We start from the raw sequence: 22,412 nt of genomic DNA on the forward strand, positions 1-22,412 counted from the left end.
GCCCGGCGTCGCCGGGCGGGTGGAGATCCCGCCCCATCCGTCACCGAAGGCTCAGGAGGGCTTCATGGCGCGCATCGACGACCGACGTCCAGCAGGCGAGGACGTCACCCCGGCAGGGGCACGCTCCACCCAGGCCGCCGCGGCCTCGGCCGGGACGCCGACCGGGCAAGCCGGCATACCCGGCATCGCGCGACGGCGCTCCCGCGGCGGCATCCGCGGACGTGAGGGCGTCGCGGGCTGGCTGTTCGTGGCCCCGATGATCATCGTGCTGGGGCTCTTCCTGGCCGTCCCGATCGTGATGGCGCTGTGGGTGAGCTTCACCAACTGGCAGGGCAACACCAACCCCTTCGCCGTCGGCCAGGGCACCGACGTCGTGGGCCTGAAGAACTACACCGACCTCTTCGCCCGGGACGGCCTCACGCGTGACAACTTCATGCAGTCCATCGGCAACACCTTCTACTACGTGCTGCTCGTCGTCCCCCTGCAGACGATCCTCGCCCTCGGACTGGCCCTGCTGGTCAACAGCAGCAGGCTCAAGGGCCGCAGTTTCTTCCGCACCGCCTTCTACTTCCCGTCGGTGACCAGCTCGATCGCGATCGCCACGGTCTTTCTCTTCCTCTTCTCCAACGCCGGCGTCGTCAACGCCTTCCTCGGCTACTTCGGCGTCGACGGGCCGCAGTGGTTCAACGACAGCCGGGGCCTGCTCCACCTGGCGTTCAACGCCGTCGGGGTCGACAACCCGGACTGGGCGCAGGGCCAGATCCTCGGCCGCAGCCTCTGGGACTGGCTCTCGGGCCCGTCCGTCGCGATGTTCGTGATCATCTTCCTCGTCATCTGGACGACGTCGGGCACCTTCATGCTGATGTTCATCGCGGCGCTGCAGGACCTGCCCGTCGAGGTCGACGAGGCGGCCGCGCTGGACGGCACGACGGGGTGGCAGAAGTTCCGCTACGTCACGCTGCCGATGATCAAGCCGGCCCTGTTCCTGGTCATCACCCTCGGTCTGATCGGCACCTGGCAGGTCTTCGACCAGATCTACGTCATGGGCAAGGGCAATCCCGCGGGCACGACGCTCAGCCCCGCCTACCTGTCGTACCAGCAGAGCTTCGGCAACTTCCGCTACGGCTCGGGCGCCGCGATGGCGTTCGTCGTGTTCGTCATCATCATCGTGCTCACCGCGCTGCAGCGGCGCGTCCTCACCGACAAGGACGAACGCAAGCCACTCCTGGCCGCGGTGAGGACCAGGATGGCCGCCGGCGGGCAGCTCGACCCGACGTCCGGAGCAGGAGGCGGCAAGTGAACGCTCGCAGGTCCAACCCGGTCAAGACGATCATGCTCTACGTCGCGCTGCTCGCCTTCGCCGTGGTGTTCATCTACCCCTTCCTCATCCAGATCGCGACGTCGTTCAAGACCGACCCGGATGCGGCCAACAACCCGCTGTCGCTCGTGCCCAACCCGTTCACCGCGCAGGTGTGGCAGCGGATCTTCGGCCAGGGCGGCGACAGCTCCGTGCCCGTCACGACGTGGGTCCGCAACTCGGTGTTCGTCACGCTGGTCGTGACAGCGGGACGCGTGTTCCTCGACTCCCTCGCCGGCTACGCGCTGTCGCGCCTGCAGTTTCGCGGCCGCAGGGCCGTCTTCGGCGGCGTGCTCGCGGTGATGGCGGTGCCTGGTGTGGCCCTGTTGATTCCGAAGTTCCTCATGGTCAACTACCTCGGCATCTACGACACGTATGCCGCGATGATCCTGCCGCTGATCGTCGACGCCGCCGGGGTCTTCATCATGAAGCAGTTCTTCGACTCGGTGCCGGTGTCGATCGAGGAGGCGGCCCGCATGGACGGCGCCAGCATCTTCCGGACCTTCTGGTCGGTGGTGCTGCCCATGGCGAGGCCGGCGTTGATCACCCTCACCATCCTGTCGTTCCAGGGCTCGTGGAACGAGTTCTCGCACTTCCTCGTGGTCACGAGGGGGACTCCCGAGCACCAGACGCTCGTCACCGGCCTGGCGAGCCTGACGAGCGGCCAGCTCGGCGCCGGGACGCAGTACCCGCTCAAGCTGGGCACGGCACTGCTGACGACGATCCCGGTGGCGTTGATCTTCTTCGGGCTGCAGCGCTACTTCATCCGGGGCGCCAACGAGGGCGGAGTCAAGGGCTGAGGCGCGCAACGGGCCGTCTGGGGAGAGCGCCTCGACGAGAGAGGCTGCGGGCGGGCAGCTCGAACCAGCGCAGCTGGTCGAAGTCGACGTCGACGTGCGCCTCCGCGGCGGGCTCGAGCGCATCGTCGACGGGTGCGGCGGCGAGGATCCTGCGCGCCTCCTCGAGGTAGCGGGCCAGCGCGTCCTCGCCGGCCCGCTCGTGCTGGACCGGGTGGCTGAGGCCACCGTCACCGAAGACCACCTGGTGCAGTCGGAGCGGCGGCTCGACCGGGCCGTCGTGGTGACGCCAGAGCCCCGTGGCCGGGTCGAAGTCGTAGTCGCCGAGGAGGCGCCAGCCTTCCCGGGCCGCCAGCCGGACCGCCTCGATGACGTAGTCCGCGACGACGTCGGAGATGAAGTAGTTGAAGTTGACGCGGACCCAGCCGGGCTTGATGCCCTCACAGCCGCGCGTGATCTCACGCTCGAACTCCTGCGAACGCTCGAGGTCGATGCCGAGCAGGTGGTGGCCGTAGGGGCCGGCGCACGAGCACCCCCCGCGGGCCTGGATGCCGAAGAGGTCGTTGAGCAGGGCGACGACGAAGTTGTGGTGCAGGTAGCGACCGTCGCGGCCGTGCACGACGAAGGAGACGATCGAGAGGCGTTCGGCGTCCAGGTTGCCGAGGATCTCGATGGCCGGCTCCTCGTGCCATGCCCGGACGGCGCGCTCGAGGAAGTACGCCTCCCGGGCCCGGATCGTCGGGGTGCCGACCGCATCCTTGAGCTTGAAGACGAGTCCGGCCCGGATGGACTCGATGATGGCGGGTGTGCCGCCCTCCTCGCGGTGGACGGGGTCGGTGAGGTAGTCGTGGTCGGCGGGATTGACGTAGGCGACCGTGCCGCCGCCGGGCACGTCGGGCACCCGGTTGGTCATCAGCTCGCGCCGCGCGACGAGCACCCCCGGGGTGCTCGGTCCACCGATGAACTTGTGCGGGCTGAGGAACACCGCGTCCTTGTATGCCGTCGGGTCGGCCACGCCGCGTCCCCCGCGGCCGTACATCTCGATGTCGACGTAGGGCGCCGCCGCGGCGTAGTCCCAGAAGGCCAGGGCGCCGTGGGCGTGCAGCAGCGAGGAGATCGTGTCGGTGTCCGTGACGATGCCCGTCACGTTGCTGGCCGCGGAGAAGGAGCCGATGAGCAGCGGCCGAGCAGCGTGCTCGACGAGGCGCTGACGCAGGACTTCGACGTCGATGTGGCCGTCGAGGTCCTGGGGAATGACCACCACGTCGGCGACGCACTCACGCCACATGACCTCGTTGGAGTGGTGCTCGTAGGGCCCGATGAAGACGACCGGTCGCTGGTCGGCGGGCACGAGCGTGCTGGCTTGCCAACGGTCCTCGAAGTTGGACGGGAGGCGCAGCCCAAGGATGCCGACCAGCTTGTCGATGGCGCCGGTGCAGCCGGACCCGGCGAAGACCACCACGGTCTCCTCGTCGCCCCCGACCGAGTCCCGGATGACGCGGCGCGCGTCCTCCCGCAGCCGCGTGGTCTGCAGCCCGGTGCCGGAGCTCTCCGTGTGGGTGTTCGCGTAGCGGGGGAGCACCTCGTCACGGATGAAGTCCTCGATGAAGCCCAACGCGCGCCCCGAGGCGGTGTAGTCGGCATAGGTCACGCGGCGCGGGCCGTAGGGCCCGTGCATCACCTGGTCCTCACCGATGACGCTCGCGCGGATGGTGGCCAGCAGGTCGTCGCGGTCGCTGCGTGGAGCCATGAGTCAAGCATAGCGTGAGGTGATGCTATTCGATCAACTCATAACCAATGGTTGGGTCATGTCGCGATCAGAGACACCGACGCCCCTGCGGACCGGGGTCGGCAGGGGCATCGATGCGTGACCGAGAGGGGCTACTTCGCGTCCGCGACGCAGATGACAGTCCCCTTGCTGCCCTCGCTCTCCGAGCTCGTGAAGGCGCCCTGGGCCCCGTGCTTGTCGCACAGGGAGAGCGCCGTCGCCTCGTCGGTGGCCGCATCGGTCTGGATGAACGTCACCTTGCCGAGGGCCGTCGTGTCGGAGCAGTCGACCTTCTTGAAGTCGTTGCTGCCCACTGCGGCCACGCACTCGCCGGTCTTGATGCCGTGCGTGCCGTCGTCGGCCGTGAAGGCCTTGAAGGCGAACGCGGCGACGATCGCGAGGAACGCGCCGCCGAACCGCTTCAGCATGGCCTGACGCTTGGAGGGCTTCTTCGCGGGAGTCGCGGGTGCCTGCGCCGCATCGGCCGGCGTCCCCTCGGGCGTGGTCCCGTCCGGGACGATCGGCGACGGGTCGGACGTGGGCTGCTCGGGCATGGTGGAACGCTCCTCGTGGAGAAGTTGTGACCCCTGTTGGTGGCCGCTTCGGGCCGCGACGCGTCGTGCGGTCGTGCCAGCAGATTGTGCCGGGTCGGCGGTGTGCGTGGAGCCGGCCCGCGCTCGGGAGCCGTAACAACTTCGCAAAGTTGTCGCATAGGGTCGGACCCGTGACAGCGATCTCGTACCCGCTCGTCGAGCGCACCCTGGCCAACGGCCTGCGAGTCATCGTCAGCGAGGACCATACGGTGCCCAACGTCGCGGTGAACCTGTGGGTCGGCGTCGGCTCGCGGCACGAGGCGCCCGGGCGCACCGGCTTCGCGCACCTCTTCGAGCACCTGATGTTCCAGGGCAGCCGCAACGTCACGTCGGGCGAGCACTTCTCGGCGCTGATGGACGAGGGTGCCCGGCTGAACGCGACGACGTGGTTCGACCGCACGAACTACTTCGAGACGGTGCCCACAGGAGCGCTGGAGCTCGCCCTGTGGCTCGAGGCCGACCGGCACGGGCACCTGCTCGACGCCGTGACGCAGGAGAACCTCGACAACCAGCGCGACGTGGTCAAGGAGGAGAAGCGCCAGCGCTACGACAACGTGCCGTACGGCTCGGCGCTCCTCGACATCTACGCCACCGTCTTCCCCGAGGACCATCCCTACCACCACCCGACCATCGGGTCGATGGAGGACCTCGACGCCGCGACCCTCGAGGACGTGCACGAGTTCTTCCGGGCCCACTACGGGCCCAACAACACGGTGCTGACCCTCGTCGGCGACGTCACCCCGGAGGAGGGGTTCGCCGCCGCCGAGAAGTACTTCGGACACCTGCCGCCCATCGAGCTGCACCGCCGCGAACGGCACCCCCAACTGCCGCCGCTGGACGAGCCGGTCCGCCTCGACCGGGTCGGCGACGTGCCCAACGACCGCCTCTACATCTCCTTCCGCCTGCCGGTCGACACCACGCCCGACTACCTCGCCTGCCAAGTGGCGGTCGACGTCCTCGGCGGGCTCGCCAGCTCACGACTCGTGCGGCGGCTCGTGCGCACCGACGAGACGGCCGTGGCCGTGGGCGGATGGACCATGGGCCTGATCGACGGCTCTGGCCTCGCCACCATCACCGTCGACGTCGCCGCCGGCGCGGACGTCGACGAGGTGGAGGCCGCCGTCTGCGAGGAGATCCGCCGTTTCCTCGACGAGGGCCCCGACGCGGCCGAGCTCGAGTCGGTGATCGCCGACACCGAGCGGTCCTGGCTCAGCGCCCTCGCCAGCATCGAGGAGCGGGCCGACCACATCAGCCACCACGCGCTGCTCACCGGCGACGCCGGCTACGTCAACACCTTCGTGGACCGCATCCGCGCCGTCACGGCCGAGCAGGCCCGCGCGGCGGCACAGGCCTGGCTCGACCCGCGCTCGCGTGCCGTCGTCCGCTACCTCGCGACCGACAGCGACACCGACCACGGGAGCGAGACCGACCGCGACACCGGGCACGACGCCCCAGCGCCCACCGAGCGCGTCGAGCGCACCGAGAAGGACCCGGAGGAGGCCGCATGACCGCCATCGCCCGCCCCGTCGTCGCGCCGCCGGAGCCGTGGGACTTCCCGCAGGGCACGACGCACGACCTGCCCAACGGCCTGCGCCTGATCACCTACGACGTGCCCGGCCAGTATGTCGTCTCCGTGCGGCTCGGCCTGCCCGTCTCGCTGCGTGATGAGCCGCGCGAGCTCGAGGGCGTCGCCTCGATCATGGCGCGCACCCTCGACGAGGGCACCGCCTCGCACTCGGCCGAGGAGTTCGCACGCCTGCTCGAGCGCAAGGGCGTCAGCTTCGGTGCCGGGATGGCCGACTCCGGCCTGTCGGTGGATCTCGACGTCGTCAAGGGCAACCTCGAGCCCGCCCTGGACCTGCTGCGCCAGATCCTCACCGAGCCCGTGTTTCCGCAGGCGGAGGTGGCCCGGCAGGTGCGCAGCCGGATCGCCGAGATCGAGCAGGAACGCTCCGTCGCCGCCCACCGGGCCGGCCTCGAGTTCGTACGCACCTTCTACGCCCCGGAGGACCGGTCGTCGCGTCCCACCGGCGGCACTCGCGACACCGTGTCCGCCATCACCCGCGAGCACGTCGCAGACTTCCACGCCCGCCACGTCGTCGCCGCCGGCGTCACGGTCGTGGTGGCCGGCGACCTGGAGGGCCTCGACGTGCCCGGGCTCGTCGAGAAGGCACTCGGCGGCTGGGACAGCGGCCCGAGCGACCGCGGGACCCACCTGCAGCACGCCGCGAAGCTGGCGCCCGACCGGGCCCGCATCGTGCTGGTCTCGCGGCCCGGCTCCGTGCAGACGGAGTTCGTCATCGGCGCCCCCGGGCCCGACCGCTCGGTCGAGGGAGGGTGGGCGCCCTACCCGGTGCTCGGCTTCGTCCTCGGCGGCTCGCCGAACGCCCGCATCGACGCGGTCCTGCGCGAGGAGAAGGGCTACACCTACGGCATCCGCTCGAGCTTCAGGCCTCGCCGGTGCGGCGGCGTGTTCCTGACCTCGGGCTCGGTGCGCGCCGACTCGACGGCCGAGTCCCTGCGGCTGCTCGTCGACATCCTCGAGAGCGGGCGGACAGGCTTTCGCGACAAGGAGGTCCGCTCCGGCGTCGACTTCATCTCCAAGACGGCGCCGGGCCGCTACGCCACCGCCGACGCCATCGCCGACGAAGCCGTCAGCATGGCCCTCGACGGGCGCACGACCGAGTTCACGACGGCCAACCTGCGCGACCTGGCCACCGTCGACCGGGACCGCGTGCAGGCCGCATACGACCGCTTCGCGCACGGAGCGGGGATCGCGGACGGCACCCCCGGCGCGGGCTGGACGATCGTCATGGCCGGCGACGCGGGCGCCCACCTCGACGACCTCGAGGCCCTCGGCCTCGGCGACATCACCGTCGTCACCGACGCCTGACCCACCCGCCGACACCCACCGAACGCCGCGTTCGGCCGCGAACTCACTGTTACAACACTGAGTTCGAAACCGAACGCGGCGTTCGGTCAGGCGAGCCGCGGGGCCAGTGGTCGCTCCATGACGTAGTCGTCCTCGTAGCTGCCCCCGATGAGGAAGCGCTTGGTGCCGACGCGCTCGAAACCGCTCTTGGCGTAGAAGCGCTGCGCCCGTGCGTTCTGCTGGTTGACGCCGAGCCACACGCCGGAGGCGCCGGAGCCTGCCGACCACTCCAGCGCCCGAGCCATGAGCAGGGCCGCGGCGCCCGTGCCGTGGGCGGCCGGCAGGACGTAGATCTTCGACAGCTCGACGGTGGGCCGGAGCCGGATCGCGGCCCGTACGTCGGCGTCCTGGGGTTCGCCGGCGACGAGCATCGCGTAGCCCAGCGCGGCCTCGTCGTCCTCGACCAGCAGCAGGTGGCGGTCCGGGTCTGCGAGGTAGTCCGCGAAGCGGGCGGGGGAGAGGACCTCGGCGACGAAGGCCTCGATGCGCTCCCGTGTCATCGAGGGTGGGCACGCCAGCTCGAAGGTGGCGCCGGCGACGGCGGCAAGCGTCTCTGCGTCCTCGGCCCCGGCCACCCGCACGGAGGCCGGCCGGGATGCGGCGTCGGTGAGGTCTGCGGTGCTCATGCCGGAAAGGCTAGACGTCGCAGGGGTGCCCGCCGGTCCGGGTCTCAGCGGTTCTCAGCGGGTGGCATGCCGATGCGTGAGAGCACCTCGTCGTGCAGCAGGCCGTTCGTGGCGAGGGCGTTGCCGCTCCAGCACCCCGGCCTGCCGTCCAGCCCGGTGAACCGGCCCCCGGCCTCCTCCACGATCGCGACGAGCGCGGCCATGTCGTGGACCTCGAGCTCCGGCTCGGCCGCGATGTCGGCCGCGCCCTCTGCGACGAGCATGTAGGACCAGAAGTCGCCGTAGGCGCGCGTGCGCCAGCAGTCGTCCATGAGGTCGAGGAAGTCGTCGCGCCGCCCGCGCACGCGCCATCCGGACAGGGAGGAGTAGGACAGCGACGCGTCGCCGAGTCGGCCCACCTGCGAGACCGCCATGCGCCGCGCCGAGGAGATGGAGCGGCCCGTCCAGGCGCCCGAGCCGGTCGCCGCCCACCAGCGTCGCTGCAGCGCAGGCGCTGCCACCAGGCCGAGGACCGGCTTCGCGTCGACGACGAGGCCGATGAGGGTGGCCCACACCGGCACGCCGCGGACGAAGTTCTTCGTGCCGTCGATCGGGTCGATGATCCACCGGCGCGAGCCGTGGCCGGTGGTGTCGAACTCCTCGCCCTCGACGGCGTCGCGCGGCCGGGTCCGCTTCAGCTGCGAGCGGATGAGCTCCTCGGCGGCCCGGTCTGCGTCGGTGACCGGGGTCAGGTCGGGCTTGCTCTCGACGACGAGGTCGGCGGCGCGGAAGCGCGACATGGTCACCCGCTCGACGGCGTCGGCGAGGACGTGGGCGAGCCGGAGGTCGTCGTCGTAGGAGGTCACCGGGTCAACCTAGCGGGAAGCCCGGGACGCTTTCTCGGGTGCCCGCCCGGGCGCGCCGAGGACGTATGCCGCCCGGCTCAGTGCTCCTCGCCGGCGCGGCTCGCGAGCAGGCGCCGCAGTGAGGCGAGGCGTGAGGCCCCGGCAGGACCGGCGTGGCCCTCGGCGACCCAGGCGTCGAGGGCGCACTCCTCCTCGTCGTGGCTGCACCCGCGCGGGCAGCCGTCGGTGCCGGCCGCCAGGTCGGGGAAGTGGTCGATGATGCGGTCGACGTCGATGTGGGCCAGGCCGAACGAGCGGATGCCGGGAGTGTCGATGACCCAGCCGTCGTCGGACCCGTCGGGTCCTCGCAGGCGCAGGGCGACGGCGTTGGTGGACGTGTGGCGGCCACGGCCGGTCGTGTCGTTGACGACGCCGGTCGCGCGCAGCGCACCGGGCACGAGGCCGTTGACGAGGGTGCTCTTGCCGACACCCGAGTGCCCGACGAGGACGGACACCTTGCCGGAGAGTCGCGCCCGCAGCTCGTCGAGACCGGAGAACTGCCCGTCGTGCCAGGAGGTGACGACGTGCTCGACCTCGAGTGGGGCGTAGCTGGCGAGGAACTCGCTCGGGTCGACGAGGTCGGCCTTGGTCAGGGCGAGCAGCGGCTCGAGGTCGGCGTCGTAGGCCGCGACGAGGCAGCGATCGACCATCCGCGGTCGCGGCTCGGGGTCGGCGAGGGCAGTCACGATGACGAGCTGGTCGGCGTTGGCCACGATGATGCGCTCGTAGGGGTCGGTGTCGTCGGCCGTGCGCCGCAGCACCGACCGGCGCTCCTCGATGCGCACGATCCGGGCCAGGGCGTCGGGACCTCCGGCGAGGTCGCCGACCAGCGCCACCTCGTCGCCGACCACGACCCGGGTGCGTCCGATCTCGCGCGCCTTCATGGCGGTGACCACCCGCTCGGACTCCTTGCGGCCGAGCGAGCCCTTGGGCACCAGGCAGGTGTAGCGACCCCGGTCGACCCCGATGACCATGGCGATGACCGCGTCGGCGTGGGCCGGCCGCTCCTTGGTGCGTGGCCGGGATCCCTTGCGGCTCGGTCGGACCCGGACGTCCCCCTCGTCGAGGTCGCGCCAGCTCATCGGGGGAGCACTGCCCGTGCCGAGCTGTCGAGCATCCCTCGCCAGAGGCCGACGAAGTCGGGCAGCGTCTTGCGGGTGGTGCCGATGTCCTCGACCTCGACGCCCGGCATCCGCAACCCGATGATGGCGCCGGCCGTGGCCATGCGGTGGTCGTGGTAGCTGCGGAAACGGCCGCCGTGCAGGCGCGCCGGCGCGATGCGCAGCCCGTCCGCGGTCTCGGTGACGGCCGAGCCGAGGCCGCCGAGCTCGGCGGTCAGGGCCGCGAGCCGGTCGGTCTCGTGGCCGCGGATGTGGGCGACACCACGGATCCACGTCGGGGTCGAGGCCAGTGCGGCGAGCGCCGCGACGGTGGGTGTCAGCTCGGCAGCGTCGTGCAGGTCGATGTCGATGCCGACGAGCTCGCCGGAGCCGGTGACGGTCAGGCCGGTGCGGTCGAGGCGCACGTCGGCACCCATCGAGTCGAGGATCTCGCGGAGCAGGTCTCCGGCCTGCGTCGTGTGCTGCGGCCAGCCCGGCACCTTCACCGTGCCTCCGGCCACCAGGGCAGCGGCCACGAACGGCCCGGCATTGGACAGGTCCGGCTCGACGGACACGTCGAGCGCGTTGATCTCGGACGGCTCGACGCGCCAGGTGTTCGGCTCGCTGTCGTCGACGATGGCTCCCGCGTCGCGGAGGGTCTCGACGGTCATGAGGATGTGCGGCTCGCTGGGCACCGGCTCGCCCGCGTGGTGCACTGTGAGGCCCTCGGCGTAGCGGGCGCCGGCGAGCAGCAGGGCGGAGATGAACTGCGAGGAGGCAGAGGCGTCCAACGTGACGTCCCCGCCCCGCACGCGGCCGTGGCCACGGACGGTGAGCGGCAGGTGGCCGTCGTCGTCGTCGACCTCGACGCCGAGCGCGCGCAGCGCCTCGATGACCGGGCGCATCGGGCGGACGCGTGCCTGCGGGTCGCCGTCGAGGCGTACGGGGCCGTCGGCGAGTGCCGCGACAGCAGGCAGGAAGCGCATGACCGTGCCGGCCAGGCCGCAGTCGACCGCGACGTCGCCGCGCAGCTGCTCGGGCGGCGTGACCACCCAGTCGGGCACGGACCCGTCTGCGGAGTCGCCCTCGGGGGCGACGTCGTCGATGCGGACGCCGAGCGACCGCAGCGCCTGCGCCATCAGCAGGGTGTCGCGGGAGCGGAGCGGGGCCCGGAGGCGGGAACGCTCGCTCGCCAGGGCCGCGAGAACGAGGTAGCGGTTGGTGAGCGACTTGCTGCCGGGAAGCACGACGGTCGCCTCGAGCGGGCCCGGTGCGACCGGCGCCGCCCAGTCCGCCTCCACCGTCACGGCGTGACGGTGGAGGTCGGAGGGAGAGGCGGGCGGGGAAGGAGGGGAATGGTCGGCGGGACTCAAGTCAGCTCACGACGTCCTGGGCTCGGTGGGCAAGCAGGCGCGCCTCTCGCTTGGCGGCCCGTTGGGCGTGGCGTGCCTCGCGCCGCGTCGTCTTCGTCGCGTGCTGGGCGCGCCAGGCAAGCCCCGGGCGCCCCTCGGTGTCGACCGCGGCGAGCAGGAGGCCGCCGAGAAGACCGACGTTCTTGAGGAAGAGGCTGCGCGCCGCCGCCTTGCGGGCGGGGTCGCTCTCCTCCCAGAAGGCGTGCTCGATGGCGGTGGTGGGCACGACGGAGGCCGCGAGGATTGTGGAGGCCAGGCGCGGCATACGCCCGGTGGCCAGGAGCAGGCCGCCGCCGAGGAGCGCGCCGCCGTTGACGCGCACGAACAGGTCCGGGTCCTTGGCCGCCACCTCGGCGCCGGGCACCTGGCCGGGCACCTTCTCGAGGAGGTGGGCAGCCTGGTCGGTGCGCGCGGCCGGGTTGCGCAGGGCTTCGACCCCTGCGGCGACGAAGACGGACGCGAGCAGCGGACGGGCGAGACGGCGGACGATCATACGATTTCCTCCTCTGGCCACCGCTCGCCGGAGCGCGCCGCAGCCATCGTGGACCTGATGGACACCTACGGTATCGACATACCCCCGCCGCGCGGGCCGGCGCCCGCACCCGCGGACACGACCGTCGGCGGTTTCGGGAGCCGCAGTGGTCACCCCGCGGCATACGCTGTGGCGCATGTGCGGGAGGTATGCCGCGAGCGCGCGGCCCGACGAGCTGGTCGAGGCGTTCGATGTCGACGAGGACCACACCGCCGAGCCGGGCCGCAGCATCCTGAAGAACCCGCAGACCCCGCCCGCCGGCCAGCCGGACTGGAACATGGCCCCGTCGAAGCAGGCGCCCGTCGTGCTCACCCGCCGCCCGCGTGGAGAGGACGGGGAGGAGTCGGCCCCGACGCGCCAGCTGCGCCTGCTGACGTGGGGACTCGTGCCGTCGTGGGCCAAGGACGTCTCCATGGGCCTGCGCATGACCAACGCCCGCGCGGAGTCGGTGCTCGGCAAGGGCGCCTTCGCCAAGGCTGCGCTGTCGCGACGCTGCGTCGTGCCGGCCGAGGGCTGGTACGAGTGGCAGGTGTCGCCGACCGCCGTCGACGCCAAGGGCAAGCCGCGCAAACAGCCCTTCTTCATCCACCGGGCCGACGGCGACGCCGTGGGGTTCGCCGGGCTCTACGAGTTCTGGCGCGACCGAGGCCTGCCGGACGGCGACCCGGGCGCCTGGCTGACGACCTTCACGATCATCACGACCGCGGCCGACCCCGGCATGGACCGGATCCACGACCGGCAGCCGCTCGTCCTCGAGCGCGACCAGTGGTCGCGCTGGCTCGACCCCGACGAGAAGGACCCGGACTTCGTGCAGGGTGTCCTCGACTTCGCCGAGCCGGGGCGCTTCGAGGCCTACCCCGTCGGCCGCGCGGTGGGCGCCACCCGCAACAACGGGCCCGGCCTGCTCGAGCGGGTGCCGGCCTCGGAGCTCGAGGGGGTCGTCGACCCGATGACGGGAGAGGTGCTCGCGGGGTGAGCGATGCCATCCGCCACGCGGTCCGCGAGGTCGAGACGCCGGGTGGACCCGGTCGGGTGCACCTCGACTGCCCCGTCTCGCCGCGCGGCAGCGTCGTCCTCGGCCACGGGGCCGGGGGAGGCCTGGGGGCGATCGACCTCGCCATCGCACGCGAGGTGCTCGTGGCCGCCGGCTGGGCCGTGGCGCTCGTGGAGCAGCCGTGGCTCGTGGCCGGCCGGCGGGTGGCCGGGCGCCCCCCGACGCTCGACGCCGCCTGGGTCCCGATCGTCGAGGCACTCATGACCGGGCGCGGCCGGTTGCCGCGTCCTCTCGTCCTCGGCGGGCGCAGCGCCGGGGCCCGGGTCGCCTGTCGCACCGCAGGGCCCCTGATGGCGGACGCCGCCCTGCTGCTGAGCTTCCCGCTGCACCCTCCTGGGCAGCCGGAGAAGTCCCGCGCCCACGAGCTGGCGCTCGCGCCCGAGCCGACGTGGGTCGTGCAGGGCCGCACCGACGCGTTCGGGACGCCGGACGAGGTGAGGGCACACCTGCCGTCCGGGGCGAGCCTGATCGAGGTGCCCGGCGGCCACAGCTTCCCGAAGAGCTCGCGCAGCGCGATCACCGACGCCCTCTCCGCCGTGGCGGGAATGCTGCCCGTCTAGGTGTCGTTGCACGGTGCATGCTCAGTTGCCCTACCCGTGCCCCCGAGACCGGGTCCGCCGAGTCGGTCGTGCAGGTCGTGCACGACCGGTTCCTGCCGCCCACCGGTCTAGGCTGGGGGGCGATGGCAAAGGACAAGAACCCCGACCCGAGCGCCGGCGTGCAGGTGGCCGAGCCGCGCAGCGACGACACCACGGTGGACGTCGCGACCGAGACCGAGCCCGAGCGTCGGGCGCGCTTCGAGCGCGAGGCGATGCCGCTGCTGGACCAGCTCTACAGCGCAGCCCTGCGTACCACGCGCAACCCGAGCGACGCGGAGGACCTGGTCCAGGAGACGTTCGCGAAGGCGTACGCCGCCTTCCACCAGTACAAGCCGGGGACCAACCTCAAGGCGTGGATGTACCGCATCCTCACCAACACCTACATCAACACCTACCGCAAGAAGCAGCGCCAGCCGCTCGAGTCCGACTCCGCTGAGATCGAGGACTACCAGCTGGCCCGCGCGGAGTCGCACACCTCCGTGGGCCTGCGGTCCGCCGAGGCCGAGGCGCTCGACCACCTGCCCGACAGCGACGTCAAGCGAGCCCTGCAGGCGATCCCCGAGGAGTTCCGCCTCGCGGTCTACTTCGCCGACGTGGAGGGCTACTCCTACAAGGAGATCGCCGAGATCATGGAGACACCCATCGGCACCGTCATGAGCCGCCTGCACCGCGGGCGACGCCAGCTTCGCGACCTGCTCTCGGAGTATGCCGCCGAGCGCGGTTTCGTCGCCGCCGGAGCGTCTGCGGGCACCGACGCCGCCGAGAGCTCGAAGGGAGGCCGGTCGTGAGCGAAGAGACCACCGGGAGGCCGGAGACGACCACACCGTCGCAGGGTGCTGCGACGCACACCGACTGCTCCGAGGCGCTGCTGCGGGTCTACGAGTACCTCGACGGGGAGCTCGGGCCCGAAGAGGTCGCCAAGATTCAGGCGCATCTGGACGAGTGCGGTCCCTGCCTCAAGGAGTACGACCTCGACACCACGCTGAAGTCGCTCATCAAGCGCTCGTGCGAGTCCGAGCGGGCGCCCGAGGCGCTGCGCCTGACGATCATGTCGCGCATCTCGATGACGATGATCCAGGTCGACCGCGGCTGAAACCCTATTGCTGGACACGACGAAGGCCCGCCCCGAGTGATCGGGTGCGGGCCTTTGACGTCTGCGGCTCAGGCGTTGGGCTTGCGGCCGTGGTTGGCGGCGTTGCCCTTGCGGGAGCGGCGCTTGCGGGCGCGCTTGCTCATCGTCGGCTCTCCTTGGGTCGTGCACGGTCTCGGTCCCCGTGCGGGCACCGAGGCACCGATTCTTCCACACCGCGACGAGGTGGCCCAATTCGCTCTCGCAGATACGCTCCCGACCTTAAAATCTTGGTATAGATCCGTCCGAAACGGCCGGATCTACTTCCGTGCGCCGACCTAGTCTTGGCAGCATGAACACTGAGGTCACACTCAGTGTTCTGTGCTGCCGCGAGCAACGCCCCTCCATGGCGCACGCATCCGGAACAACTATGCACTAGGAGCCCCCAATGTTCGCTGCCCTTCTCTCGGCCCTCGCCACCACCGGCAACTACACGACGAACGCGCTCATCTCCATCGCCAGCGTGTGGGGCTGGAACGGCTGAGCCGCTCAACGACCCACTCAGACGGCACCGGGACCGGCCACGGTCCCGGTGCCGTCGCGCTACCGTGACTGCCGTGAGCCCCGCCGCCCCCCGTACCGCAAGGTCGCGGTGGTTGCCCGTCTACCTTGCGCTCGTTGTCCTCGCGTCGATCCTGACGGGGCTCTTGAGCTGGACCCTGTTACCCGCGCCCGCCGTCGGCCCGCTCGTCCTCCTGTGCCTCATGGGCATGGTGAGCTTCCAGATCCGAGAGCCCGAGGTCGGCACCCGGATCAGCTTCTCCTTCCTCTCGATCATCCTCGTCGCCTCGGCAGCCATAGTGGGCGTGTTCGGAGCCTGGGTCGTCGGCTCCGTCTCGATGCTGCTGGACCGTCGCCAACAGCGCTGGTCGGCAACGGCGTTCAACGCGGCGATGTGTGGGTTGCTCGGCGCCGCGGCCGCATTCACCTACCGCGCACTGGCCGGGGCGGCCGGCGAGGGAATGGTCGGGATGAGCACCTCGGAGCTGGGAGCGCGTGTCGGGCTGCCTCTGCTCGCCGCAGATGTCGTCGCCTGTATGGTCAATGCGATTCTGCTGGCGGGAGTCATCCATCTCGACCTGGGCATCCCCTTCGGCATCCAGCTCCGGCGCGTCCTCAGCGGATCCGGCGTGGCCTACGTCGGTTACGGGGTCATCGGCCTGCTCTTCGTCATCCTGTGGTTCCCCGCCGGCCTGGGTGCCTTCAGCGCCCTCCTCGTGCTGCCTCCTCTGCTCGCCGCTCGCTGGGCCTTCATCCAGTACGGCGAGGAGATGCGATCGCACGAGCGCACCGTTGACACGCTCGTGACGGCCCTCGGCACCAAGGAGCCCGCTGCCGTCGACCGCAGCAGGCGCACCGCCCTCCTCGGTGAGTGGATCGCCGAGGAGCTGGGGCTCACCCCGGCACAGATCGGCACGGTGCGCTACGCCGCGATGCTCCACGAGGTCGGCCACCTCGGGGTGGCCACCCGGCTGCTGCGGCGGCACCCCTCGTCCCTGAGCCCCAGCGAGCGGCGCATCCTCGACGGTCACTGCGTGATCGGTGCCCGGATGATCGAGGGCATCGACTTCCTCGAGGCCGCCCGGTCCGGCATCCGCCACCAGTGCGAGCGGTTCGACGGCACCGGGCGCCCGGACGGCCTTTCCGGACCGGACATCCCCGTCGCCGCGCGCATCGTCACCGTTGCCACCGCCATCGACGGCCTCCTCCGGGACGACTCTGGGAGGTCTGCCACGACCGCAGCCGAAGCGGGCACGGCGCTGCGCTCCGACCCGGGGCGCTTCGATCCTGCTGTGGTCGAGGCAGCGGTCACGGCGCTCGACAAGCACGGCTGGCCACTGGGCGCGGCGGTCGAGGTGGCGTCGTGAAGGCCCTGCTGCGCCGTGAGTCCCTGGCCGGCACCCTCGGGTTGCTGTGCCTGCTCGCCTCCGTCGTCGCAGCGGTGTGGACCGGCGACCTGTCGGCGATCCTGGACCACTCCACCGGGTGGTTCGTGGCCGCGTTCGCCGTCACGATCGTCGCGGGCGAGTGGATCCACATCTCGGCACCCGGCTTCCGAGAGGCCGCGCCGATGTCGATGGCTGCGGCCTTCGGCCTCGCGCTGACGACCCGGCTCCCCGGCGGCATCCAGTTGCCATATGGGGCGCCCGCGGTCCTCGCCGTCACCGCCGTCTCCATGGCGCTGGGGACCATCGTCCTCGTGGCTGCCCGGCGCGACACCAGCCTGGTGGACACGCTCGGGCGGTTCGTGGCCATCGTCGTGGTCGCGATCGGCTACCGCTTCGTGGTGCTGGGACAGGGGGCCGGCTCCCCGCTACGCGAGCTCGTGGCCGTGCCCTGGCAGCAGGCCGTCGTGATGCTGGTCATCTGCCTGCTCGCCTTGGTGCTGGACGCCCTCGTCACCTCTCTGCTGCGCGCGATCTCGGCTCGGGCGCACGTCCGCCGCACCTTCGTCGAGGAGTTCCGCTCCTCCTTCACACTGTCGGCAGCGGTCGCGGTCACGGGTGTGCTCATCGCGCTGGCGGCCCCGCCGCTCGGCATCGCAGCCCTGCCGCTCTTCCTCATCCCGCTCGTGCTGACCCTCTTCGCCTTCCGCCGCTACGTCAGCATCCGTGCCACCTACCTGCAGAGCATCCGGACCCTCTCGCGACTGACCGACGCCGCCGGCTACACGCCCTCGGGGCACTCCGAGCGCGTCGCCGAGCTGGCCGTGCGGATCGGCCGGGAGCTCGGCCTCTCCGACCGCGAGCTGCTCGACCTCGAGTACGCGGCGCTGCTGCACGACATCGGGCAGGTGGCGCTCATCGAGCCGATCCCGGGCGGGGCGACGGTGCTCGCCGCACCCGCCGACCAGCGCCGCATCGAGGCCGACACCGTGGCCATCGTCCGGGAGACGGGCGTCTTCGAGGGCGTGGCCCGGATCCTCGAGCACCAGACGACGCCCTACCGCCAGGTGCGCGAGCTGGGGGAGGAGATCCCGCTCACCAGCCGCATCGTCAAGGTCGCCAACGCGTACGAGGACCTCACCGCCGGCGCGCGGAGCCTACGCGCCCGCGAGGCCGCGGTCGAGCGCATCTACCTGGGCCTCGGGTACGAGTACGACCCGCGGGTCGTCGACGCCCTGCTGAAGTCGCTCGACGACGCCGTGGCCACGGCCTGAGAGAGCCGTCACATCGGCTTGCCGGCCATGGGCGCCGACGGTGTCACGTGCCATGATGGCGACCTCGGGCAACCCCCGTCGCGAGAACGAGCATGCAGGCCAGACCCCCGGCACTGTCTGAACCAGTGAGGGCCTCCTGCCCTCTTCTCTCCATGCGAACGAGGTGTTCCAGCATGAGTGCGTTGCCCGCCCACCAGCTCTTCGACCCGAGTGACCCGGTCTTCCGGGCCCACCTGGGCGGAAAGCTCGGGGTACACGCCACGTCGGAGCTGAACGACGCGTCCGACCTCTCCCTCCTCTACACCCCTGGTGTCGCGCGCGTCTCGCGCGCCATCGCGGCCGACCCCGCCCTGGCGGCGATCTACACGAGCCGCCGCAACACCGTGGCCGTCGTCAGCGACGGCACCGCGGTCCTCGGCCTCGGGGACGTCGGGCCGTTGGCGGCCATGCCCGTGATGGAGGGCAAGGCCGTCCTCTTCAAGCACTTCGCCGACGTCGACGCCGTGCCGGTGTGCATGCAGACGGGCAGCGTCGAGGAGATCGTCGAGGCGGTCGTGCGCATCGCGCCGACCTACGGAGGCATCAACCTCGAGGACATCTCGGCGCCGCGCTGCTTCGAGATCGAGCGCCGGCTGCAGGAGCGGCTCGCGATCCCCGTCTTCCACGACGACCAGCACGGCACGGCGATCGTGGCCCTCGCCGCGCTCCTCAACGCGGCCCAAGTCGTGGAGAAGGCGCTCGAGGAGCTCACCGTCGTCGTCTCCGGGGCCGGTGCGGCGGGCGTCGCCGTCAGCCGGATCCTGCTCTCGGCGGGGATCGGCGACGTCGTCGTCGTCGACTCGCGCGGTGTGCTCGGGCCGGATCGCGTCGACCTTCCCGACCACAAGGAGCAGCTGCGCAAGGTCACCAACCGACACGGCGTCACGGGGACGCTCGGGGACGCGCTCTCGGGAGCCGACGTGCTCATCGGCGTCTCGGGCGGCACCGTCGCCGAGCGCGACCTGATGCGGATGGCCCCTCGGGCCGTCATCTTCGCGCTCGCCAACCCCGACCCGGAGGTGCACCCCCAGACGGCCGCCAGGTTCGCCGAGGTCGTCGCCACGGGTCGGTCGGACTTCCCGAACCAGATCAACAACGTGCTGGCCTTCCCGGGTCTCTTCCGCGGCGCGCTGGACAGCGGTGCCCGGCAGATCACCGAGGAGATGAAGCTCGCGGCCGCCCGGGCCATCGCGCAGCTCGTGGAGGAGCCGACCGCCGACCGGGTCGTGCCCAGCGTCTTCGACGAGCGGGTGGCCCCGGCCGTCGCCGAGGCAGTCTCGGCGCTGGCCCTGCGCGACCGCGTCAGCTAGTCCACAGGGCTGGTGCTCCCGGGCCGGTCCGGTCCGGGAGCACCGCCCACACCGGAGGAGCCGGCGGGGTCGGTCAGGCCGCGCGCGGCCAGCGCTTCCCCGGTGGAGCGTGCGTACGCGACGACGTGCACCACCGTGGGCACGACGACGGCCCTCGGGCTGCGCTCGAGCCCCCTGGCGCGCGCGGACTGCCTCACCTCCGAGAACGAGCCGGCCACCCAGGGGACGGAGCGGACGACGATCCCGAGGGTCAGCGCGACCACCTCGGGGTCGACGACGCGACGCAGGGGCCGAGCCGCGCGCACGACACCGTCGAGCAGGTCGGTGACGGGCGTGGTGGCCGTGAGCACACCTGCCGCAAGGAACGCGTTGACGATCCCGAGGACGACGCGGACGGCATACGCGGGCCCGCTCTGCCACCACTGGAAGCCGAGCAGCAGGACGAGCACGGGCGCCAGAGCGCGCACCGAGCCCAGCAAGCGCCGGACGGGCAGACGGGCGAGTACGGCGGCGGCGACGACGAGAGCAGTCACGACGAGCACCGCAGCCAGGGATCGGGCGAACCACGCGGCGCAGCCGACCACAAGGACAGCGGCGAGCTTGAGCCACAGGGGCGCCCGGTGCACCGGGGAGCTGCCCGGCACGTGCGAGGTGAAGAGCCCCGGCGTGGTCACGGCCGGTCCACCAGGTCCACGTAGTGGCGCACCGCCTCCTCGGGGGACCCGTCGAAGACGATGCGCCCGGCGTCGACGACCAGGGTCCGGTCGGCCGATGCAGCCAGGTCGAGGTCGTGGGTCGCGAGCACCACCGACTGGGGCACCTGCTCCAGCAGCGCCCGCAACCGCAGGGTGTTGCGTCGGTCGAGGAGCGTCGTCGGTTCGTCCAGGACGAGCAGGGCCGGGTCCGTCGCGAGCACGGCGGCGAGCGCCATGAGCTGGCGCTCGCCGCCGGACAGCTCGTGGACGCTCTGGTCGGCCAGCGCGGTGAGCCCGAAGCGCTGGAGCACGGCCTCGGCCGCGAGCCGGCGCTCCCGACGCGAGCGGTGCAGGCGGCGCAGGGAGAGCTCGACGTCCTCGCGCCCCGTCGGCATGACGAGCTGGGAGAGCGGGTCGGTGAAGGCGAACGCGACGCGGCGTCGGACCCGGGCGCCGTGGCGGACGGTGTCGAGACCGTCGACCGTGACGGTGCCGGACGTGGGCGTGACGAGCCCGTTGAGCAGGCGCAGCAGCGTCGACTTGCCCGAGCCGTTCGAGCCGATGACGCTGACTCTCGCCTCGGTGAGCACGAGGTCGACGGGCGCCAGGACCGTGCGCATGCGGCGAGCCCCGCCGCCGTGGTCCGCCACCTCGACCGGCACCTCGAACGCGGCTCCGTCGAGGTGGACCCGGGTCACCGGGTCGTCAGTCCGCGGCGCCGGACGAGCACGTCGGGGAACGCCCGGTGCACCGCGACCGCAGCGACCACGGCGACGACGTCCTTGAGCAGGTCACCGGGCAGGAACGGGAGGTCGGCGGTGATCGCTGCCGACAGGGGCAGCCGCAGGTTGACCATCATCCCGACGACGCCGAGGACGTGTACGACGGCGACCGTGGTGACGAAGGACGCCACGACGAGCAGCGGCACCCACAGGCTCCGCCCCGTCCGGCGCAGGACGACGCGGGCAGCCACGCCGACGACGAGCGCCGCCACGAGGAAGGAGACGAGGTAGCCGGCGGTCGGGCCGTTCAGCACCTGCAGGCCGGACTGCCCACGGCTGAAGACCGGCAGCCCGACGAAGCCGAGCAGCAGGTAGAGCAGGACGGCGAGCGCGCCGCGTGCGGGTCCGAGCACGAGTCCGGTCAGCATGACGGCCAGCGTCTGGAGCGTGATCGGCACGCCCAGACCGCCGACCGGGATGCCCGGCACGACGGCGGCCGCGACGAGCAGGGCCGTGAAGACGGCGACGAGCGCGACGCCCTGGGCATCGACGCCCCGGGCGTCCGCGGTGGCCGGAACCGCCTCGGGGTCGCTGCTGCGCGGCAGCGTCGCGGGCCGCGGGTCCGCGCTGCGCACGGGGGTGTTGTCGCTCACGGGCAGGACCCTACCGGGGCTGCCGGAGGGCGCCGGTCACTATGGTGCTGCAATGCTCGCTGCCTACGCCGTCAGTCAGTCCGCCTCCGACCCGCTCTCCGGCCTCGAGGTGGGGGAGCGGCCCGATCCGAAGGCCCGTCCGGGGTGGGAGGTCGTCGACCTGCGTGCCGCCGCGCTCAACCACCACGACGTGTGGTCCCTGCGCGGCGTCGGGCTGCCGGCGGACCGCCTGCCCATGGTGCTCGGCTGCGACGGCGCCGGCGTGGACGCCGAGGGCCACGAGGTCATCGTCCACGCCGTCGTGCCGTCGGACGGCTGGCGCGGGGACGAGACGCTCGACCCGCGCCGCACGCTGCTCTCCGAGCTGCACGACGGCACCCTCGCCGAGAAGGTGCTCGTCCCGGCGGGCAACGTCGTGCCCAAGCCGGAGTCGATGTCGTGGCAGACCGCCGCGTGCCTCTCGACGGCGTGGCTGACGGCATACCGCATGCTCTTCACCAACTCCGGGGTGCAGCCGGGCGAGACTGTGCTGGTCCAGGGGGCCGGCGGCGGCGTCGCGACGGCGCTCATCCAGCTCGGCTCGGCCGCCGGCTACCGGATGTGGGCCACCTCCCGGGACGAGACCCGAGGGGGGCGGGCGCTCGACATCGGCGCCGACAGGGTCTTCGGCTCCGGCGAACGCCTCCCCGAGCGCGTCGACGCCGTGATGGAGACGGTCGGCGCCGCGACCTGGTCGCACTCCGTCAACTCGCTGCGCCCCGGCGGCACGATCGTCATCTCCGGTGCGACGTCCGGCGACGCCCCGGCGAAGGCCGAGCTGACCAAGATCTTCTTCAAGCAGCTGCGGGTCGTCGGGTCCACGATGGGCAGCCGTGAGGAGCTGGCCCAGCTCGCGCGGTTCGTGCAGCAGCGGGGCATCGAGCCGGTCGTCGACTCGGTCCTGCCGCTCGAGCAGGCCCGTGAGGGCTTCGCCCGCATGGTCGACGGTGACGTCTTCGGGAAAGTCGTCTTCACCGTCGGGTGACGGCAGCCGCCGGCGCGCCGGGCCCT

The 22,412-nt window shown here is 71.7% G+C and carries 23 protein-coding genes; 12 read left to right on the plus strand and 11 right to left on the minus strand.

The features are described from left to right. The first annotated feature begins 64 nt into the window (after window positions 1-64). Together AB0316_RS10685 and AB0316_RS10690 are read left to right on the plus strand one after the other, a co-directional pair. On the plus strand, window positions 65-1,300 hold the full coding sequence (locus tag AB0316_RS10685) for a sugar ABC transporter permease (RefSeq protein ID WP_366272995.1): 1,236 nt from the start codon (window positions 65-67) through the stop codon (window positions 1,298-1,300). Between the two features lie 32 nt (window positions 1,301-1,332). Then, the gene (locus AB0316_RS10690) at window positions 1,333-2,157 is read left to right on the plus strand and encodes a carbohydrate ABC transporter permease (protein ID WP_366273338.1); all 825 of its coding nucleotides are present in this window, start codon (window positions 1,333-1,335) and stop codon (window positions 2,155-2,157) included. Here the strand turns inward: AB0316_RS10690 and AB0316_RS10695 are convergent. Next, entirely contained in the window at window positions 2,147-3,904 is a 1,758-nt protein-coding gene (locus AB0316_RS10695; protein ID WP_366272996.1) for an aminotransferase class V-fold PLP-dependent enzyme, read from the minus strand. The genes AB0316_RS10690 and AB0316_RS10695 overlap by 11 nt on opposite strands. A 131-nt stretch (window positions 3,905-4,035) precedes the next feature. Then, window positions 4,036-4,476 (minus strand): hypothetical protein, encoded by a 441-nt coding sequence (locus AB0316_RS10700; RefSeq protein WP_366272997.1) that lies wholly within the window; start codon window positions 4,474-4,476, stop codon window positions 4,036-4,038. Window positions 4,477-4,646: 170 nt separating this feature from the next. On the opposite strand from AB0316_RS10700, the gene AB0316_RS10705 reads away from it, so the two are divergent. Continuing rightward, window positions 4,647-6,023 (plus strand): pitrilysin family protein, encoded by a 1,377-nt coding sequence (locus tag AB0316_RS10705; protein WP_366272998.1) that lies wholly within the window; start codon window positions 4,647-4,649, stop codon window positions 6,021-6,023. Further along, entirely contained in the window at window positions 6,020-7,408 is a 1,389-nt protein-coding gene (locus tag AB0316_RS10710; protein WP_366272999.1) for a pitrilysin family protein, read from the plus strand. Before AB0316_RS10705 ends, AB0316_RS10710 begins: the two co-directional genes overlap by 4 nt. Window positions 7,409-7,494: 86 nt before the next feature. On the opposite strand, the gene AB0316_RS10715 is transcribed toward AB0316_RS10710, so the two are convergent. The 5 genes from AB0316_RS10715 to AB0316_RS10735 all read right to left on the minus strand — a co-directional run bounded on the left by AB0316_RS10715 (window position 7,495) and on the right by AB0316_RS10735 (window position 11,962). After that, complete coding sequence (locus AB0316_RS10715; protein WP_366273000.1) at window positions 7,495-8,073, minus strand: GNAT family N-acetyltransferase; 579 nt, start codon at window positions 8,071-8,073, stop codon at window positions 7,495-7,497. A 44-nt stretch (window positions 8,074-8,117) separates the two neighbouring features. Beyond that, window positions 8,118-8,918 carry a histidinol-phosphatase gene (gene hisN, locus AB0316_RS10720; protein ID WP_366273001.1) on the minus strand — a complete coding sequence of 267 codons (801 nt, stop codon included), beginning with the start codon at window positions 8,916-8,918 and terminating at the stop codon, window positions 8,118-8,120. A 77-nt stretch (window positions 8,919-8,995) separates the two neighbouring features. Next, a complete protein-coding gene (gene rsgA, locus AB0316_RS10725; protein WP_366273002.1) occupies window positions 8,996-10,039 on the minus strand; it encodes a ribosome small subunit-dependent GTPase A in 1,044 nt (347 codons plus the stop codon). After that, the gene (aroA, locus tag AB0316_RS10730) at window positions 10,036-11,364 is read right to left on the minus strand and encodes a 3-phosphoshikimate 1-carboxyvinyltransferase (RefSeq protein WP_366273003.1); all 1,329 of its coding nucleotides are present in this window, start codon (window positions 11,362-11,364) and stop codon (window positions 10,036-10,038) included. Before aroA ends, rsgA begins: the two co-directional genes overlap by 4 nt. Window positions 11,365-11,431: 67 nt before the next feature. Next, window positions 11,432-11,962, minus strand: coding sequence for a DoxX family membrane protein (locus AB0316_RS10735; RefSeq protein ID WP_366273004.1), 531 nt, complete (start codon window positions 11,960-11,962; stop codon window positions 11,432-11,434). A gap of 175 nt (window positions 11,963-12,137) precedes the next feature. Between AB0316_RS10735 and AB0316_RS10740 the strand changes: the two genes are divergently transcribed. The 4 genes from AB0316_RS10740 to rsrA all read left to right on the plus strand — a co-directional run bounded on the left by AB0316_RS10740 (window position 12,138) and on the right by rsrA (window position 14,747). Next, complete coding sequence (locus AB0316_RS10740; protein WP_366273005.1) at window positions 12,138-12,977, plus strand: SOS response-associated peptidase; 840 nt, start codon at window positions 12,138-12,140, stop codon at window positions 12,975-12,977. Next, complete coding sequence (locus AB0316_RS10745) at window positions 12,974-13,615, plus strand: alpha/beta family hydrolase (RefSeq protein WP_366273006.1); 642 nt, start codon at window positions 12,974-12,976, stop codon at window positions 13,613-13,615. The genes AB0316_RS10740 and AB0316_RS10745 overlap by 4 nt, the downstream gene beginning before the upstream one ends. A gap of 122 nt (window positions 13,616-13,737) precedes the next feature. Beyond that, window positions 13,738-14,442: a sigma-70 family RNA polymerase sigma factor gene (locus AB0316_RS10750; RefSeq protein WP_366273007.1), complete on the plus strand. Its 705-nt coding sequence runs from the start codon at window positions 13,738-13,740 to the stop codon at window positions 14,440-14,442. Next, window positions 14,439-14,747: a mycothiol system anti-sigma-R factor gene (rsrA, locus tag AB0316_RS10755; protein ID WP_366273008.1), complete on the plus strand. Its 309-nt coding sequence runs from the start codon at window positions 14,439-14,441 to the stop codon at window positions 14,745-14,747. Before AB0316_RS10750 ends, rsrA begins: the two co-directional genes overlap by 4 nt. A 68-nt stretch (window positions 14,748-14,815) precedes the next feature. On the opposite strand, the gene AB0316_RS10760 is transcribed toward rsrA, so the two are convergent. Then, the gene (locus AB0316_RS10760; protein ID WP_366273009.1) at window positions 14,816-14,938 is read right to left on the minus strand and encodes a hypothetical protein; all 123 of its coding nucleotides are present in this window, start codon (window positions 14,936-14,938) and stop codon (window positions 14,816-14,818) included. 402 nt (window positions 14,939-15,340) lie between these two features. Between AB0316_RS10760 and AB0316_RS10765 the strand changes: the two genes are divergently transcribed. The 3 genes from AB0316_RS10765 to AB0316_RS10775 all read left to right on the plus strand — a co-directional run bounded on the left by AB0316_RS10765 (window position 15,341) and on the right by AB0316_RS10775 (window position 19,292). Next, the gene (locus AB0316_RS10765; protein ID WP_366273010.1) at window positions 15,341-16,651 is read left to right on the plus strand and encodes an HD domain-containing phosphohydrolase; all 1,311 of its coding nucleotides are present in this window, start codon (window positions 15,341-15,343) and stop codon (window positions 16,649-16,651) included. After that, window positions 16,648-17,943 (plus strand): HD domain-containing phosphohydrolase, encoded by a 1,296-nt coding sequence (locus tag AB0316_RS10770; protein ID WP_366273011.1) that lies wholly within the window; start codon window positions 16,648-16,650, stop codon window positions 17,941-17,943. Before AB0316_RS10765 ends, AB0316_RS10770 begins: the two co-directional genes overlap by 4 nt. 173 nt (window positions 17,944-18,116) lie before the next feature. Next, window positions 18,117-19,292: an NADP-dependent malic enzyme gene (locus AB0316_RS10775; RefSeq protein ID WP_366273012.1), complete on the plus strand. Its 1,176-nt coding sequence runs from the start codon at window positions 18,117-18,119 to the stop codon at window positions 19,290-19,292. Here the strand turns inward: AB0316_RS10775 and AB0316_RS10780 are convergent. From AB0316_RS10780 to AB0316_RS10790, 3 genes are all read right to left on the minus strand, one after another. After that, entirely contained in the window at window positions 19,289-19,966 is a 678-nt protein-coding gene (locus AB0316_RS10780; RefSeq protein ID WP_366273013.1) for an energy-coupling factor transporter transmembrane protein EcfT, read from the minus strand. The genes AB0316_RS10775 and AB0316_RS10780 overlap by 4 nt on opposite strands. Further along, window positions 19,963-20,607 (minus strand): ABC transporter ATP-binding protein, encoded by a 645-nt coding sequence (locus tag AB0316_RS10785; RefSeq protein ID WP_366273339.1) that lies wholly within the window; start codon window positions 20,605-20,607, stop codon window positions 19,963-19,965. The genes AB0316_RS10780 and AB0316_RS10785 overlap by 4 nt, the downstream gene beginning before the upstream one ends. 74 nt (window positions 20,608-20,681) lie before the next feature. Continuing rightward, the gene (locus AB0316_RS10790) at window positions 20,682-21,362 is read right to left on the minus strand and encodes a biotin transporter BioY (RefSeq protein ID WP_366273014.1); all 681 of its coding nucleotides are present in this window, start codon (window positions 21,360-21,362) and stop codon (window positions 20,682-20,684) included. A 52-nt stretch (window positions 21,363-21,414) separates the two neighbouring features. On the opposite strand from AB0316_RS10790, the gene AB0316_RS10795 reads away from it, so the two are divergent. Then, complete coding sequence (locus AB0316_RS10795; RefSeq protein ID WP_366273015.1) at window positions 21,415-22,386, plus strand: zinc-binding dehydrogenase; 972 nt, start codon at window positions 21,415-21,417, stop codon at window positions 22,384-22,386. Window positions 22,387-22,412 lie beyond the last annotated feature (26 nt).

This window comes from Terrabacter sp. NPDC080008 (assembly GCF_040702505.1).
Classification (GTDB): Bacteria; Actinomycetota; Actinomycetes; order Actinomycetales; family Dermatophilaceae; genus Terrabacter.

What these genes read in the sequence shown, in the direction of transcription:
- AB0316_RS10785 (WP_366273339.1), bottom strand. Translation starts at nt 20,607, where the DNA reads ATGCGCACGGTCCTGGCGCCCGTCGACCTCGTGCTCACCGAGGCGAGA.
- AB0316_RS10735 (WP_366273004.1), bottom strand. Translation starts at nt 11,962, where the DNA reads ATGATCGTCCGCCGTCTCGCCCGTCCGCTGCTCGCGTCCGTCTTCGTC.
- AB0316_RS10685 (WP_366272995.1), top strand. Translation starts at nt 65, where the DNA reads ATGGCGCGCATCGACGACCGACGTCCAGCAGGCGAGGACGTCACCCCG.
- AB0316_RS10750 (WP_366273007.1), top strand. Translation starts at nt 13,738, where the DNA reads ATGGCAAAGGACAAGAACCCCGACCCGAGCGCCGGCGTGCAGGTGGCC.
- AB0316_RS10740 (WP_366273005.1), top strand. Translation starts at nt 12,138, where the DNA reads ATGTGCGGGAGGTATGCCGCGAGCGCGCGGCCCGACGAGCTGGTCGAG.
- AB0316_RS10700 (WP_366272997.1), bottom strand. Translation starts at nt 4,476, where the DNA reads ATGCCCGAGCAGCCCACGTCCGACCCGTCGCCGATCGTCCCGGACGGG.
- AB0316_RS10710 (WP_366272999.1), top strand. Translation starts at nt 6,020, where the DNA reads ATGACCGCCATCGCCCGCCCCGTCGTCGCGCCGCCGGAGCCGTGGGAC.
- AB0316_RS10775 (WP_366273012.1), top strand. Translation starts at nt 18,117, where the DNA reads ATGAGTGCGTTGCCCGCCCACCAGCTCTTCGACCCGAGTGACCCGGTC.
- AB0316_RS10690 (WP_366273338.1), top strand. Translation starts at nt 1,333, where the DNA reads ATGCTCTACGTCGCGCTGCTCGCCTTCGCCGTGGTGTTCATCTACCCC.
- AB0316_RS10715 (WP_366273000.1), bottom strand. Translation starts at nt 8,073, where the DNA reads ATGAGCACCGCAGACCTCACCGACGCCGCATCCCGGCCGGCCTCCGTG.
- AB0316_RS10795 (WP_366273015.1), top strand. Translation starts at nt 21,415, where the DNA reads ATGCTCGCTGCCTACGCCGTCAGTCAGTCCGCCTCCGACCCGCTCTCC.
- AB0316_RS10695 (WP_366272996.1), bottom strand. Translation starts at nt 3,904, where the DNA reads ATGGCTCCACGCAGCGACCGCGACGACCTGCTGGCCACCATCCGCGCG.
- rsgA (WP_366273002.1), bottom strand. Translation starts at nt 10,039, where the DNA reads ATGAGCTGGCGCGACCTCGACGAGGGGGACGTCCGGGTCCGACCGAGC.